The following is a 13862-nucleotide window of genomic DNA, read 5'->3' on the forward strand; positions in this document are numbered from 1 at the left end:
GACACTGTGCGTGCCAGCCTGGGGAGTCGGTCATGAGCGTGACGAGTCGGTACAAGGACGCCTGGGAAGGGTTCTGGAACGAGGCGCCCGACGAGACGGGCGCGGTGTTCTGGGACGCCGAACCGGCCCTGACGGCGGGCCCCCACCTGGCGCTCTTCGAACCCCATCTGGCCGATCTGGCCCTGCCCATGGTCGACTTGGGATGCGGCAACGGCACCCAGGCCCGCTTCCTCGCCGACCGTTACGACACCGTCGTCGGCGTCGACCTCTCGCCCGCCGCGGTGGAACGGGCCAGAAGCCAGGACCCGGACGGCCGGGTCCGGTTCGACCAGCTGGACGCGACCGACGAGAAGGCCGTCCAGAAGCTGCACGCGCGCCTCGGCGACGCCAATGTGTATGTGCGCGGGGTGCTCCACCAGTGCGAACCGGCCGACCGCCGGCCCCTGGCCGACGCCGTCGCCACGCTGGTGGGGACGCAGGGCCGGGCGTTCCTGGTGGAGCTCGCGGAGGCGGCCAAGCCGGTCCTGATGGGCCTCGCCCAGGACCCCGCCGGGGCGCCGCCGAAGCTCCGCCCCGTCTTCGCCCACGGCCTCACCCCGGGCGAGGTGGCCGACGCGGCTGTGCCCGCCCTGCTCGGCGCGGCCGGTCTCACGGTCGTGGCCCGCGGCGAACTGCCGCTGACCACGACCGAGTACCGGCCGGACGGCACCCGGATCGCGCTGCCCTCCAAGTGGTGGGTGGTGGGGCGCGCCGAGTGAGCCCGGCGGGCGGTCAGGAGTCCTTGCGCCGGCGCAGCAGAAGCACACCGCCGGCCAGGACGCCCGCCATGGAGACCGCCGCGACGGGCTGCGCCGCCGCGCCGAGGGCGAACGAGTCCTTCGACGGTGTGCCGCCGCCGTGCCCCTGGTGGCTGACGGTGGACTTGGACGCCCCCGCCTCGATGCTCTGCTTGCTGGGCGCGGAGGGCTGCGCGGCCGCCTGGGCGGCCTTGCCGTACACGACGTCCGAGCAGCTGTAGAACGCCTCGGGGCTGTCGTTGCGCTGCCAGACCTTGTAGATGATGTGGCGGCCGGTGCGCGCGGGCAGGTTCCCGGTGAAGTTGTAGTAGCCCTCGGTGGAGGTCCTCGCCGTGGCGTAGGTGACGACCGGCTGGGGATCCAGGTCGGACCACTTCAGCGGCTTCGTCGGATCGAAGCCCTCCTTGGTGATGTAGAGCGTCATGGTCCCCGAATGCGGGGCCGTCACCCGGAACTTGAACCCGAAGGATCCGGCCGAGACGCCGGTGGCCGGCCAGTCGGTGCGGGCCCAGTCCAGCGCGCGGTACTTCTCACGGTTGGCCGAGCACAACTTGCCGTCCGGGACGAGCTGTTGATGGTGCCCGTCGGCATTGGCGATGTTGACCTCGTTCCAGTCGTAGAGCGGCTGGGTGCCGGAGTCGGCGACCAGGTCCTTGCACACTTGCGACTTGGGGGTCTCGGGGCCTTCCGCGTAACAGGCGGCGACCCGGCTGACCGGGTTGAACACGGCGCCGTGCGCGGCGGCGGGCGAGCCGGCGACGGAGAGCAGTGACGCGGACGCCACACCGAGAACACCGAGCGAGGCTGCTGTGCGTCGTACGGACATGTGGGGGCTCCTTCTCAGCTGGTTCGGACCAGAGGTTGGCATTGGTCTGGACCAACACGCAAGAGGTCTGCACCAATTGGCTCGACCGCGGACCGGCGGCGGGAGGCGCGCCAGGACACGCGCCCGGGGTTATCCACAGGGCTGGTGAGGGCGTTCCGCGACGCGTACGGTTTCGTGGCATGAAGATCCTCATCAGCGCCGACATGGAGGGCGCGACCGGTGTCACCTGGCCCGCCGATGTGCTGCCGGGCACCCCGCAGTGGGAGCGCTGCCGCGCCCTGTTCACGTCCGATGTGAACGCGGCGGCGCTGGGCTTCTTCGACGGCGGCGCCGATGACGTCCTCATCAACGAGGCGCACTGGTCCATGCGCAATCTGCTGCTGGAGCGACTGGACGAGCGTGTGGAGATGCTCACCGGCCGGCACAAGTCGCTGTCCATGGTCGAGGGCGTGCAGCACGGTGACGTGGACGGGATCGCGTTCGTCGGTTACCACACGGGCGCGGGCACGGAAGGAGTGCTGGCGCACACCTATCTCGCCAACTCCATCACGGGCGTCTGGCTGAACGGGGCCAGGGCGAGCGAGGGTTTGCTCAACGCGCACGTGGTCGCGGAGTACGGGGTGCCGGTGGTCCTGGTCACCGGCGATGACCTGACCTGCGCGGACGCCGAGGGATATGCACCAGGGGCGCGGAAGGTGGCGGTCAAGGACCACGTCTCGCGGTACGCGGCGGTGTGCCGCACCCCCGCGCGCACGGCCGCCGACATCAGGGCCGCCGCCAAGGAGGCCGCAGGACTGGCGGTGCGTCATGACCCGGTGCGGGGCGGGCCGTTCACCGTCGAGCTCGAATTCGACGCGGAGCACCTGACGATGGCGGCCACGGTGGTCCCGGGCGCCGAGCGGACCGGGGAGCGCCGCGTCGCCTACACCAGCGACACCATGTACGACGGCATCCGCACCTTCAAGGCGGTCACCACGATCGTCTCGGCCGCGGTGGAGGAGCAGTATGGCTGAGCACATCGACGGGCGGGCGCTGGACGAGGTGGTGGCCTTCACCTCGGAGCTCATCGGGATCGACACCACCAACCGCGGCGGCGGGGACTGCCGCGAGCGCCCCGCCGCCGAGTACGTGGCGGAGCGGCTGGCCGACACCGGTCTGGAACCCACCCTCCTGGAGCGGACGCCGGGGCGCACCAACGTGGTGGCGCGCATCGAGGGCACCGACCCCTCCGCCGACGCCCTCCTGGTCCACGGTCACCTCGACGTGGTGCCCGCCGAGCCCGCCGACTGGAGCGTGCACCCCTTCTCCGGGGAGGTCCGCGACGGCGTGGTGTGGGGGCGCGGCGCCGTGGACATGAAGAACATGGACGCGATGGTCCTCGCGGTCGTACGGGCCTGGGCGCGGGCGGGCATTCGCCCCCGCCGGGACATCGTCATCGCGTACACCGCCGACGAGGAGGCCAGCGCGATCGACGGCTCCGGCTTCCTCGCCGACCACCACCCCGGCCTGTTCGAGGGGTGCACCGAAGGCATCAGCGAAGCGGGCGCGTTCACCTTCCACGCGGACCGTGGCATGGAGCTCTACCCGATCGCGGCGGGCGAGCGCGGCACCGGCTGGCTGAAGCTCACCGCGCACGGCCGGGCGGGCCACGGCTCCAGGGTGAACCGGGCCAACGCGGTCAGCCGCCTGGCCGCGGCGATCGCCCGGATCGGGGAGCACCGGTGGCCGGTCCGGCTCACCCCGACCGTCCGGGCGTCCCTGGCCGAACTCGCCGCGCTGTACGGGATCGAGGCCGACCCAGCGGCCCCCGGCTTCGATGTGGACGAGCTCCTCGGCAAGCTCGGCGCGGCCGCCGCCCTGGTCGAGCCGACCGTGCGCAACAGCTCCAACCCGACGATCCTGGAGGCCGGTTACAAGGTCAATGTGATTCCGGGGCACGCCACCGCGTATGTGGACGGGCGGGTCCTGCCGGGCGGCGACGACGAGTTCCGCGACACGCTGGACCGGCTGACCGGCCCGGACGTCGACTGGGAGTTCCACCACAAGGAGGTCGCCCTCCAGTCCCCGGTCGACTCCCCGACGTACGCCAAACTGCGCGCCGCCGTCGAGAAGTTCGCCCCCGAGGGGCATGTCGTGCCGTACTGCATGTCCGGTGGCACCGACGCCAAGCACTTCTCCCGTCTCGGCATCACCGGCTACGGCTTCTCGCCGCTGAAGCTGCCGCCCGGCTTCGACTACCAGGCGCTGTTCCACGGCGTCGACGAACGGGTCCCGGTGGACGCGCTCCACTTCGGCGTGCGCGTTCTCGATCACTATCTGCGCTCCGCGTAGGGGGAGTTGGAAGACATGATGCCCATCGGGCCTTACGGAACCTGGCCGTCGCCCATCGACGCCGAGCTCGCCGCCAGCCGCGACGGGGCGCCCGACTTCGTCGGCGTCGTCGGCGAGGAGGTGTGGTGGACCGAGCCGCGCCCCACCGAGGGCGGCCGCCGCGCACTGGTCCGGCGCCGGGCGGACGGCGCCGCGCAGTCGCTGCTGCCCGCGCCGTGGAACGTACGGACCCGGGTCATCGAGTACGGCGGCCAACCCTGGGCCGCGGTCCCGCGCGGCTCCGGGGGCCCGCTGGTCGTCTTCGTCCACTTCCCCGACCAGCGCCTGTACGCGTACGAGCCGGACGGCGCCGGCGAGCCTCGGCCGCTCACTCCGCTCTCGGCGGTGGGGGAGGGGCTGCGCTGGGCCGACCCGGTCCTCGTGGCCGAGCGGGGCGAAGTCTGGTGCGTCCTTGAGGAGTTCACCGGCGACGCGCCCACCGATGTGCGCCGGGTGCTGGCGGCCGTGCCCCTGGACGGCTCGGCGGCCGAGGACCGCGGCCGGGTGCGCGAGCTCTCCGACGGGCGACACCGCTTCGTCACCGGCCCCCGGCTCTCCCCGGACGGCGCCCGCGCGGCCTACCTCGCCTGGGACCACCCGAACATGCCGTGGGACGGCACCGAGCTGATCCTCGCGGAGATCGGCGACGACGGGGCCTTCGAAGGGGCGCGGCCCGTCGCGGGCGGGCCCGGCGAGTCCGTCGCCCAGGTCGAGTGGGCGCCCGACGGCCGGCTGCTCTTCTCCTGCGACCGCACCGGCTGGTGGAACCTCTACCGCGCCGCCCCCGCCCCCGGGGTCTCGCCCTCCTCCCACCCGGCGGACCGCGAGGGCGCCGCGGTGCCGCTGTGCCCGCGCGAGGAGGAGTTCGGCGGGCCGCTCTGGCAGCTCGGCCGCCGCTGGTTCCACCCGCTGGAGAACGGTCTGATCGCCGTGGTCCACGGCAGGGGCGCGACCGCGCTCGGCATCCTCGACCCGGAGAGCGGCGAGGTCGTGGACGCGGCCGGGCCCTGGACCGCCTGGCACTGCACGCTCGCGGTGCACGGCAGCAGGGTCGTCGGCGTCGCCGCGAGCCCGCGCACGGCGCCCGAGGTGGTCGAGCTGGACACCCGCTCGGGCCGCACCCGCGTCGTCGGGCGCGCCCACGACGACCCGGTGGACCCCGCGTACTACCCGGAACCGCAGATCCGCACCTTCACCGGTCCGGGCGGCCGCGACATCCACGCCCTGGTCTATCCGCCGCACCACCCCGGCCGGGTGGCGCCCACCGACGAGCTCCCGCCGTACGTGATCTGGGCGCACGGCGGCCCGACCAGCCAGGTCCCGCTCGTCCTCGACCTGGAGATCGCCTACTTCACCTCGCGCGGCATCGGCGTGGCCGAGGTCAACTACGGCGGCTCGACGGGGTACGGACGGGAGTACCGCGACCGGCTGCGCGAGCAGTGGGGCGTCGTCGACGTCGAGGACTGCGCGGCCGTGGCCCGGGCGCTCGCCGACGAGGGCACCGCCGACCCCCGGCGGCTCGCGATCCGGGGCGGCAGCGCGGGCGGCTGGACCTCGGCGGCCTCGCTCGCCACCACCGACGTCTACGCCTGCGGCACCGTGATCTACCCGGTCCTCGACCTCACCGACTGGTCGTCGGACGACGGCACGCACGACTTCGAGTCGCAGTACATGGAGTCCCTCATCGGGCCCCTCGCCGACCTCCCCGGCCGGTACGCGGAGCGCTCGCCGATCACCCACGCGGAGCGGATCACCGTGCCGTTCCTGCTGCTCCAGGGACTCGACGACGTGATCTGCCGACCCGTACAGTGCGAACGGTTCCTGGCCAGAACGGCGGGCCGCGGCATACCGCACGCGTACATCGCCTTCGAGGGCGAGGGACACGGCTTCCGCCGGGCGGACACCATGGTCCGCGCCCTGGAGGCCGAACTCTCCCTGTACGCCCAGACGTTCGGCATCGACCGGCCCGACGTCCCCCTCCTGGAGCTGAAGAAGTGACCTCGACGCACCACGCCACCGCGCCGCTCACCCGGCCCGCCCGGCTGCGGCCCGGCGCCCGGGTGGCGGTGGTCGCCACCAGCGGGCCGGTGGTGGGGGAGCGGCTCGACGCGGGCCTGGACATCCTGCGCGGCTGGGACCTCGAACCGGTCGTGATGCCCCATGTCCGCGACCGGCACCCGGAGTTCCGCTATCTCGCGGGCAGCGACGAGGGCCGGGCGCGCGACCTCCAGGAGGCGTGGTGCGACCCGTCCGTCGACGCGGTGCTCTGCGCACGCGGCGGATACGGCGCACAGCGCATGGTGGACCTGCTCGACTGGAGCGCGATGCGCGCCGCCGGGCCCAAGGTGTTCGTCGGCTACAGCGACGTGACCGCGCTGCACGAGGCGTTCGCGGTACGGATGGGGCTCTCCACTCTGTACGGGCCGATGGTGTCGGCCGCGACATTCCTCAAGGACGACCCGACCCAGCGCTCCCTGCGCACCACGCTCTTCGAGCCCGAGGCGGCCCGCACCCTCGGCCCGGCGGGCGCGCGCCCGATGGTGCCAGGCCGGGCCCGCGGGGTCACGGTGGGCGGCTGCCTCGCCCTGCTCGGCGCCGACCTCGCCACCCCGCGGGCCAGGACGTCGGCGCGCGGCGGACTGCTGCTGATCGAGGACGTCGGCGAGGAGGACTACCAGATCGACCGCATCCTCACCCAGCTGCTGCGCTCGGGATGGCTGGACGGGGTCGCCGGGGTGGCGCTCGGCTCCTGGGAGGAGTGCGGGCCGTACGAGAAGGTGCGGGCCGTGCTGTACGAGCGGCTCGCCCCGCTCGGGGTGCCGGTGGTCGAGCAGTTCGGCTTCGGCCACTGCACCCCCTCGCTGACCATGCCGCTCGGGGTGCCCGCGGTGCTCGACGCCGACGCGGGCACGCTCACGCTGGAGGTGCCCGCGCTGGTGTAGCCCGTACGCCATGGAGGCGTACGCCGTCCGCTAGAGGGCGGCGTAGCCCGGGCGGATCAGCTCGTCGATGATGCGGCGGCGCTCCGGCAGCGGCAGGAACGCGGCCTCCACGGCGGCGACGGTGAACTGCTCGAACACCTCGGGCCCGTAGCCGAAGGCGTCCACCATGTGCTGGAACTCCTCGCTCATGGTGGTGCCGGAGACCAGCCGGTTGTCGGTGTTCAGGGTGACCCGGAAGCTGAGGCGGCGCAGCAGGTCGATCGGGTGCGAGGCGTAGTCCTTGGCCGCGCCCGTCTGGAGGTTGGAGGTCGGGCAGACCTCCAGCGCGATGCGGTTGTCGCGCAGGTAGGAGGCGAGGTGGCCGAGGTCGGCCGTGCCGTCCTCGTGCACCGTGATGTCGTCGGTGATCCGCACGCCGTGGCCGACGCGCTCGGCGCCGCAGATCTGCACGGCCTCGTGGATCGACTCCGCGCCGACGGCCTCGCCCGCGTGGATGGTGAAGTGGCAGTTCGACCGCTTCAGGTGCTGGAAGGCGGGGAGGTGGCGGGCCGGCGGGTTGCCGATCTCGCCGCCCGCGATGTCGAAGCCGGCCACCCCGCGGTCGCGGTGGGCCACGGTCAGCTCGGCGATCTCCAGGGAGCGGTCGGTGTGGCGCATCCCGGTGAGCAGGGCGCGGACGGTGATCCGGCCGCCGGTGCGGCGCTCGCCCTCCCGGAAGCCGGCGTTCACCGCGTCGACGACCTCGTCGAGGGTGAGCCCGCGCTCCAGGTGCTGCTCGGGCGCGTACCGCACCTCCGCGTAGACGACCCCGTCCGCCGCCAGGTCCTCGGCGCACTCCGCCGCGATCCGCTCCAGCGCCTCGCGGGTCTGCATCACCGCGCAGGTGTGGGCGAAGGTCTCCAGATAGCGCTCAAGGGAGCCGGAGTCGGCCGCGTCGCGGAACCAGACCGCGAGCGCCGCCGGGTCCTCGGTCGGCAGGCTCTCGTAGCCGCACGCGCGGGCCAGCTCGATGATCGTGGCGGGGCGCAGACCACCGTCGAGGTGGTCGTGGAGGACGGCCTTGGGCGCGCGGCGTATCCAGTCGGCGACGGGCTGGGCGGCAGGGTTGTCAGACAAGTGCATGACCGGGGAGTGTACAGCCTCGGCCGCTCGGGCTAGGAGCTCTGCAGTACGGGCAGCGCCGGGGAGCCGGTCGGCAGCATGTGCTTGGCGGCCAGGACGGGGGTGCCCTCCACCCGTACGACCTGCGTGATCAGTACGGCGGGGGTGTCCGCGGGGCGGTCCAGCTGCTCGCCGCGGCGGCGTCCGAGCAGGGTCGCCGTGACCCCGCTGTGCGCGGTCAGCGGCACGCCCCGGGAGGCGTCCGCAAGCACCGCGAGCATCGAGCGCGCGGGCTCGTCGGCCAGGGCGGCGGCGAACGCCGGGTGCAGCCGTTCGAGCACGTCCTGGGGAGCGGCCCACTCATGGCAGAGCGCCACCGCCAGCGCCTCGCCGACCAGCACCGTCTCCCAGAACCGCAGCTCCGCACCGGCGGCGGGGAGCAGATGCTGGGTGGTGAAGTCGGTCGGCTCCTCGACGCTGCGCAGCAGGGCCCGCACCCGCACCGGGCCGCCCGTGCCGAGCAGCTCCTCCAGCGGCTGGAGCTGCTCGAAGCCGCGCCTGGGCGGGTGGTCGTTGACGGTCCGCCCCACGCCCCGGCGCACCGAGAGCAGCCCGTCCTCCTGGAGGAGCAGCAGCGCCTCGCGCAGCGCCGGGCGGCCCACCCCCAGCTCGCCCGCGAGCCTGGGCTCCGAGGGCAGGGTGGAGCCCGGCGGATAGGTGCCGTCGTGGATCGCGTCGGCGATCCGCTCGTACAGGGCGACGACCGGCCTGCGCTGCTGTCCGCTGACTGCCATGGCGCAAGCATGGCCCGGCCGCCACTTGTCTGACAAGGCGGGCTCGGGCGAGCGGCGGCCTCAGGGCCGGACCCGGGTGCCCGGCTCACCCGTACGGCCCGCTTCCAGGCCGCTTCCCGTACGGGACCCGTCCATCCTGTACGGAAGGGGTGTCACCACTCCTCGAAGGCAGGCACCCAGCACCACCCCCAGAAAGGGCCGGGTCATGAGCCCCAAGGACGCGTCGGGCGGGACGAAGGGCGGCACGGGAGTCGGGGGCGCCCTCACACCGTCACGGATCGCGGTCGTCACGATCGCGGTCCTCGCCCTGATCTTCATCTTCGAGAACACCCGCCAGGTCAAGATCCGGCTGTTGATCCCCGAGGTCTCCATGCCGCTCTATCTGGCGCTGCTCGCGGTGTTCGTGGTCGGGGTGATCTGCGGCGGCTACTTCATCCGCCGGCGGGGCAAATGATCGACAACTCCCGGTATATCGTGGCGGGTTGAGACGGCACACGGTACGGACGAGGAGTGCGAGCATGAAGTTCAAGGCCACGGTCATCCCGTCCGGGAACGCGCTGGGCGTCGAGGTGCCGCAGAAGGTCGTCGACGAGCTCGGGCAGGGCAAGCGGCCCCCCGTGGTCGTCGAGATCAACGGCCACTCCTGGCGCACCAGGGTCGCCGCCATGCGCGGCCAGATCCTCATCGGCATCAGCGCGGCCAACCGCGAGGCGAGCGGGGTCGACCTGGGCGAGGAGATCGAGGTCGACCTCCAGCTCGACGAGGAGCCGCGCGTGGTGGAGGCGCCGGACGACGTCGCGGCCGTGCTCGACGCGGACCCCGCGCTGCGCGGGGCGTACGAGCGGATGGCCTTCAGCCTCAAGCGCAAGCAGGTGGGGGAGATCGAGAGCGCCAAGAGCCCCGAGACGCGGCAGCGGCGCATCGACAAGCTGGTCGAGTCGCTGCGGGGGAAGTAGCCCGGGGTTTGTCTGCGGGCGAGTGGTGGGTTGCTCGCGCAGTTCCCCGCGCCCCTTGAATGCCGCTGCGCGGCATCCACCCCGGGCCCGTACCCTGACCCGATGTCCGACAAGATCACGTACCTCGCCGAGGGCTCCCGCGTGGGCATCCGGTACTTCATGTACGAGGACGCGGGGGAGTACACCGCGCTCGCGCGGGAGAGCCGGTCCCTGCACGCGCCGTGGCTCTTTCCGCCGACCGACCCCGACGCGTACGCGACGTACGCGGGGCGGCTGATGGAGGACCCGGCCCGGTACGGGTTCCTGGTCTGCACGCGCGAGGACGACCGGATCGCCGGGTTCATCAACATCAACAACGTCGTCCAGGGCGCGTTCCTGAGCGGGGCGCTCGGCTACGGCGCCTTCGCGCACGCCGCCGGGCGCGGGCTGATGGGCGAAGGGCTGGACCTGGTCACCCGGTACGCGTTCGCCAGGCTCGGCCTGCACCGCCTGGAGGCGAACATCCAGCCCGGCAACGTCGCCTCCATCGCCCTGGTCCGCCGCGCCGGATACCGCCTGGAGGGCTTCTCGCCGGACTTCCTCTTCATCGACGGCGCCTGGCGCGACCACGAACGCTGGGCGGTCACGGCGGAGATGGTCGAGCCGCGCTGACCCCCCGTCGGGCGGACGCCTTTGCGCAATCCTGACCAGGGGATGCTCTGGTCAGTGCGGCGCCCGCCGTGTTCCATGGTCACGGGGCGGCCGCAAGGACGGGGCGGCCGACCGCGCGAGGGAATGAGGTTGTCTTGGCCACGACCGTGCGACGTTCCGTACTGACCCTGCCCGCCGCCCCGTTGGGGCAGCCCAACCCGCTGCCCGCGCTGCGGCCGCTCGACGAGACGCACACCCTCGACGAGGGCGCCCGCGAGGGCCTGCCGCGCGACATGGCCCGGCAGATCGGCTACGAGCCGCTGGAGACGGTCCTCCCGGTGCGGATCCTCGACGGCTACGGCCGCGAGCGCACCCCCACCGAGCTGGACACCCTCGTCCTGGAGAACTCCCGGCTGCGCGTCACCGTACTGCCCGGCCTCGGCGGCCGGATCCGCTCCCTCTTCCACAAGCCGACCGGGCGTGAACTCCTCTACGTCAACCCCGTGTCGCAGCCCGCCGACTTCGCCCTGAACGGCGCCTGGTTCTCCGGCGGCATCGAGTGGAACATCGGCGCCACCGGCCACACCACCCTCTCCTGCGCACCCGTGCACGCGGCCACCGTCCCCGCCCCCGACGGCGGCGAGATGCTGCGCCTGTGGGAGTGGGAGCGGCTGCGCGACCTGCCGTTCCAGGTGGACCTCTGGCTGCCCGAGGACTCCGACTTCCTGTACGTGGGCGTACGCGTCCGCAACCCGCACGAGCGGACCGCGCCCGTCTACTGGTGGTCCAACATCGCGGTGGAGGAGGGCGAGCGCACCCGCGTCCTCGCCCCCGCCGACCGGGCCTGGCACTTCGGGTACGCGCGCACGCTGCGGCAGGTGCCGGTCCCCGAGTGGGACGGCGCCGACCGTACGTATCCGCTGCGCGGCGAGTACCCCGCCGACTACTTCTACGAGGTGCCCGACGGCGCCCGCCGCTGGATCGCCTCCCTCGACGCCTCCGGGCAGGGCCTGGTCCAGACGTCGACCGATCTGCTGCGGGGACGCAAGCTGTTCCTGTGGGGCTCGGGCCGGGGCGGGCGGCGCTGGCAGGAGTGGCTGACCGAGCCCGGGACCACCGGCTACGCGGAGATCCAGGCGGGTCTGGCACGCACCCAGCTGGAGCACGTTCCGCTGGAGGCGGGCGCGGAGTTCGCCTGGCTGGAGGCGTACGGCCCGCTCGCCGCCACCCCCGGGCTCGTGCACGGCGACGACTGGCCGGCGGCTCGCGGCGAGGTGGCGGGGCGGCTGGAGGCGGTACTGCCGCGCGAGCGGGTCGAGGAGGCGTACGCGGCCTGGCGCCCGTACGCCGACACCGAGCCCACCGAGTCGCTGGCCACCGGGTCCGGGTGGGGCGCGCTCGAAGTGCTGCGGGGGAGCCTGAAGCTGCCGGGGACGCCGTTCGCCGAGGCGACGCTCGGCGAAGAGCAGGCGCCCTGGCTGGAGTTGCTCCACGCCGGAGCGCTGCCCGAGCCGCGCCGGGTCGTCCCGCCCGGGCCGACCCTGGTGGCCCCGCACTGGCGGGACATGCTGGAGACGGCGCCCGCCGCCCCGCTCACCGAGTACCACCTCGGGGTCGCGCAGTGGCACGCGGGCGACCGGGCGCAGGCCGTACGCAGCTGGGAGCGCGGACTGCCGCTCGCCCCCTCGCGCTGGCCGCTGCTGCGGTGCCTGGCCGTCGCGGACCGGCTCGCGGGCAACGCGGACCGGGCCGCGTCGTTGTATGCGGAGGCCTTTGACGACCTCTGCGCGGAGAGGCGGGACGGGGAGCACTGGGTGGCTGCGACCGCGGCGCTGGGGCGCGAGGCGATTGCGGCCCTTCTCGGCGCGGGGCGCGCTGGGGACGCGCGTGCGGTGTGGGACCGCCTGCGACCCCCTGTGCAGGGACGGGGGGCGTTCAAACTCCTGGAGGCGCAACTCCTGCTCGCCGAGGGCGATGTGGCGGGTGCGCGTTCCGTCTTCGACGCTGGGTTTGAAGTGGCTGATCTGCGCGAGGGCGCGGAGATTCTGGGCGAGGTGTGGGCGCGGATCACCGATGAGCCGTTGCCGGAGCGGTACGACTACCGGATGCGGCCGGAGTCACCTTAGGGGGCGCGGAATTCGACTGCGGACCGTGGAGGGCTGGTCGCGCAGTTCCCCGCGCCCCTAAAAGCGTGCCCCTGACGGAGCCCGCTCTCTGCCGAACTACCCCCTGTGGTCCGCGTACTCGAAGACCGAGCCGTCCGGGTGTACCGCGATCAAGTTGCGGCCCACCGGGGTGGGGACCGGGCCCGCGATGACGCGGGCGCCCACCCCGGTGAGGGCGCGGTAGGCGTCGTCGACGTCCTTGACGGCGATCGTGGCCGAAACCTTGCGCAGGATCTCCAGCTCCGACTCCGGACCGCTCATCAGCAGGAAGCAGCCGACCGCGGCGACCGACACTCCGCCGCGTTCGAAGCGCAGGGCTTTGCTTCCGGTGAGGCGTTCGTAGAAGACCACCGAGGTCTCCAGATCGTCGACGCAGATGCGCAGTGTGGTTCCGAGGATCTCCATACGTACGAGCCTAGTTGGTGACCGTCACACGCGGCAGAGGATCTCGCCGTGGGGGACCATGAACCACGCGTCGTCGTCCGCGCCCCACTCCCGCCACCCCTCGGCGATCGCCGCGAGGGCGGCCTCGGTGGTGTGCCCGCCGTCCACCGCGAGCTTCGCGTACGAGGACGCCACCGTGCGGTCCGCCCACAGCCCGCTCCACCAGGCGCGCTCGTCGGGCGTGGCGAAACACCAGGTCGAGGCGGTGGAGGCAATGTCCGTGAACCCGGCCTCGCGCGCCCAGGACCGCAGCCGCCGCCCGGCGTCCGGCTCGCCGCCGTTGGCCCGGGCGACCCGGTGGTACAGCTCCAGCCACTCGTCCAGGGACGGGACTTCGGGGAACCAGGTGAAGGCGCCGTAGTCGCTGTCGCGCACCGCGACCAGACCGCCGGGCCGGGTGACCCGGCGCATCTCGCGCAGCGCCTGGACGGGGTCGCCCACGTGTTGCAGCACCTGGTGGGCGTGGACGACGTCGAAGGAGTCGTCGGGGTGGTCGAGGGCGTGGACGTCCGCGACGGCGAACGCCATGTTGCGCTGCCCGCGCTCCTCGGCGTACGCGCGCGCCTGCTCGACGATGCCGGGCGCCGCGTCGACGGCGGTGACCTGGCCGTCCGGGACCAGCGCCGCCAGGTCGGCGGAGATGGTGCCGGGTCCGCAGCCGATGTCCAGGACCCGGGCGTCCGGCTTGAGTTCACCGATGAGGTACGCGGCGGAGTTGGCGGCGGTGCGCCAACTGTGCGAGCGCAGTACGGACTCGTGGTGGCCGTGGGTGTAGACGGCGGTCTCCTTCGGCATGACCGGCTCCCTCTCTCGACGTTCTCGCGGTCGGTACGGCCA

General features: G+C 73.0%; 14 protein-coding genes. 9 read left to right on the top strand and 5 right to left on the bottom strand.

Annotation, left to right across the window (positions count from 1 at the left end; genetic code table 11):
* The first annotated feature begins 32 nt into the window (after positions 1–32).
* Positions 33–758, top strand: a complete 726-nt coding sequence (locus OG965_RS32145) for a class I SAM-dependent methyltransferase (RefSeq protein ID WP_371655555.1) — start codon at positions 33–35, stop codon at positions 756–758.
* A 13-nt stretch (positions 759–771) separates the two neighbouring features.
* On the opposite strand, the gene OG965_RS32150 is transcribed toward OG965_RS32145, so the two are convergent.
* Entirely contained in the window at positions 772–1623 is an 852-nt protein-coding gene (locus OG965_RS32150) for a lytic polysaccharide monooxygenase (RefSeq protein ID WP_371655556.1), read from the bottom strand.
* 179 nt (positions 1624–1802) lie between these two features.
* Between OG965_RS32150 and OG965_RS32155 the strand changes: the two genes are divergently transcribed.
* Genes OG965_RS32155 through OG965_RS32170 form a run of 4 tightly spaced genes read left to right on the top strand, consistent with a single transcriptional unit; the run spans position 1803 to position 6935 of the window.
* Entirely contained in the window at positions 1803–2636 is an 834-nt protein-coding gene (locus OG965_RS32155; RefSeq protein ID WP_371655557.1) for a M55 family metallopeptidase, read from the top strand.
* The gene (locus tag OG965_RS32160; protein WP_371655558.1) at positions 2629–3954 is read left to right on the top strand and encodes a M20/M25/M40 family metallo-hydrolase; all 1326 of its coding nucleotides are present in this window, start codon (positions 2629–2631) and stop codon (positions 3952–3954) included. Before OG965_RS32155 ends, OG965_RS32160 begins: the two co-directional genes overlap by 8 nt.
* A gap of 15 nt (positions 3955–3969) precedes the next feature.
* The gene (locus OG965_RS32165) at positions 3970–5991 is read left to right on the top strand and encodes a prolyl oligopeptidase family serine peptidase (RefSeq protein WP_371655559.1); all 2022 of its coding nucleotides are present in this window, start codon (positions 3970–3972) and stop codon (positions 5989–5991) included.
* Positions 5988–6935: an LD-carboxypeptidase gene (locus OG965_RS32170; protein ID WP_371655560.1), complete on the top strand. Its 948-nt coding sequence runs from the start codon at positions 5988–5990 to the stop codon at positions 6933–6935. The genes OG965_RS32165 and OG965_RS32170 overlap by 4 nt, the downstream gene beginning before the upstream one ends.
* A gap of 30 nt (positions 6936–6965) precedes the next feature.
* On the opposite strand, the gene OG965_RS32175 is transcribed toward OG965_RS32170, so the two are convergent.
* On the bottom strand, positions 6966–8057 hold the full coding sequence (locus OG965_RS32175; protein ID WP_371655561.1) for an adenosine deaminase: 1092 nt from the start codon (positions 8055–8057) through the stop codon (positions 6966–6968).
* A 32-nt stretch (positions 8058–8089) separates the two neighbouring features.
* Entirely contained in the window at positions 8090–8830 is a 741-nt protein-coding gene (locus tag OG965_RS32180; RefSeq protein WP_371655562.1) for a GntR family transcriptional regulator, read from the bottom strand.
* Positions 8831–9035: 205 nt separating this feature from the next.
* On the opposite strand from OG965_RS32180, the gene OG965_RS32185 reads away from it, so the two are divergent.
* From OG965_RS32185 to OG965_RS32200, 4 genes are all read left to right on the top strand, one after another.
* On the top strand, positions 9036–9284 hold the full coding sequence (locus tag OG965_RS32185; RefSeq protein WP_371655563.1) for a lipopolysaccharide assembly protein LapA domain-containing protein: 249 nt from the start codon (positions 9036–9038) through the stop codon (positions 9282–9284).
* A gap of 64 nt (positions 9285–9348) precedes the next feature.
* On the top strand, positions 9349–9786 hold the full coding sequence (locus tag OG965_RS32190; protein WP_371655564.1) for a YdeI/OmpD-associated family protein: 438 nt from the start codon (positions 9349–9351) through the stop codon (positions 9784–9786).
* Between the two features lie 102 nt (positions 9787–9888).
* Complete coding sequence (locus tag OG965_RS32195; protein ID WP_371655565.1) at positions 9889–10437, top strand: GNAT family N-acetyltransferase; 549 nt, start codon at positions 9889–9891, stop codon at positions 10435–10437.
* A 134-nt stretch (positions 10438–10571) separates the two neighbouring features.
* Positions 10572–12542, top strand: a complete 1971-nt coding sequence (locus OG965_RS32200; RefSeq protein WP_371655566.1) for a DUF5107 domain-containing protein — start codon at positions 10572–10574, stop codon at positions 12540–12542.
* A 96-nt stretch (positions 12543–12638) separates the two neighbouring features.
* Here OG965_RS32200 and OG965_RS32205 read toward each other — a convergent pair whose 3' ends face one another.
* The gene (locus tag OG965_RS32205; RefSeq protein WP_371655567.1) at positions 12639–12986 is read right to left on the bottom strand and encodes a VOC family protein; all 348 of its coding nucleotides are present in this window, start codon (positions 12984–12986) and stop codon (positions 12639–12641) included.
* A gap of 24 nt (positions 12987–13010) precedes the next feature.
* A complete protein-coding gene (locus OG965_RS32210; RefSeq protein ID WP_371655568.1) occupies positions 13011–13820 on the bottom strand; it encodes a class I SAM-dependent methyltransferase in 810 nt (269 codons plus the stop codon).
* Between the last annotated feature and the right edge of the window lie 42 nt (positions 13821–13862).

Origin of the sequence: Streptomyces sp. NBC_00224, from assembly GCF_041435195.1 — a bacterium.
In the GTDB taxonomy this organism is placed as follows: Bacteria; Actinomycetota; Actinomycetes; order Streptomycetales; family Streptomycetaceae; genus Streptomyces.

Coding starts and splice junctions, on each gene's coding strand:
- OG965_RS32145 (WP_371655555.1), top strand. CDS start 33: ATGAGCGTGACGAGTCGGTACAAGGACGCCTGGGAAGGGTTCTGGAAC.
- OG965_RS32150 (WP_371655556.1), bottom strand. CDS start 1,623: ATGTCCGTACGACGCACAGCAGCCTCGCTCGGTGTTCTCGGTGTGGCG.
- OG965_RS32155 (WP_371655557.1), top strand. CDS start 1,803: ATGAAGATCCTCATCAGCGCCGACATGGAGGGCGCGACCGGTGTCACC.
- OG965_RS32160 (WP_371655558.1), top strand. CDS start 2,629: ATGGCTGAGCACATCGACGGGCGGGCGCTGGACGAGGTGGTGGCCTTC.
- OG965_RS32165 (WP_371655559.1), top strand. CDS start 3,970: ATGATGCCCATCGGGCCTTACGGAACCTGGCCGTCGCCCATCGACGCC.
- OG965_RS32175 (WP_371655561.1), bottom strand. CDS start 8,057: ATGCACTTGTCTGACAACCCTGCCGCCCAGCCCGTCGCCGACTGGATA.
- OG965_RS32180 (WP_371655562.1), bottom strand. CDS start 8,830: ATGGCAGTCAGCGGACAGCAGCGCAGGCCGGTCGTCGCCCTGTACGAG.
- OG965_RS32185 (WP_371655563.1), top strand. CDS start 9,036: ATGAGCCCCAAGGACGCGTCGGGCGGGACGAAGGGCGGCACGGGAGTC.
- OG965_RS32190 (WP_371655564.1), top strand. CDS start 9,349: ATGAAGTTCAAGGCCACGGTCATCCCGTCCGGGAACGCGCTGGGCGTC.
- OG965_RS32195 (WP_371655565.1), top strand. CDS start 9,889: ATGTCCGACAAGATCACGTACCTCGCCGAGGGCTCCCGCGTGGGCATC.
- OG965_RS32205 (WP_371655567.1), bottom strand. CDS start 12,986: ATGGAGATCCTCGGAACCACACTGCGCATCTGCGTCGACGATCTGGAG.
- OG965_RS32210 (WP_371655568.1), bottom strand. CDS start 13,820: ATGCCGAAGGAGACCGCCGTCTACACCCACGGCCACCACGAGTCCGTA.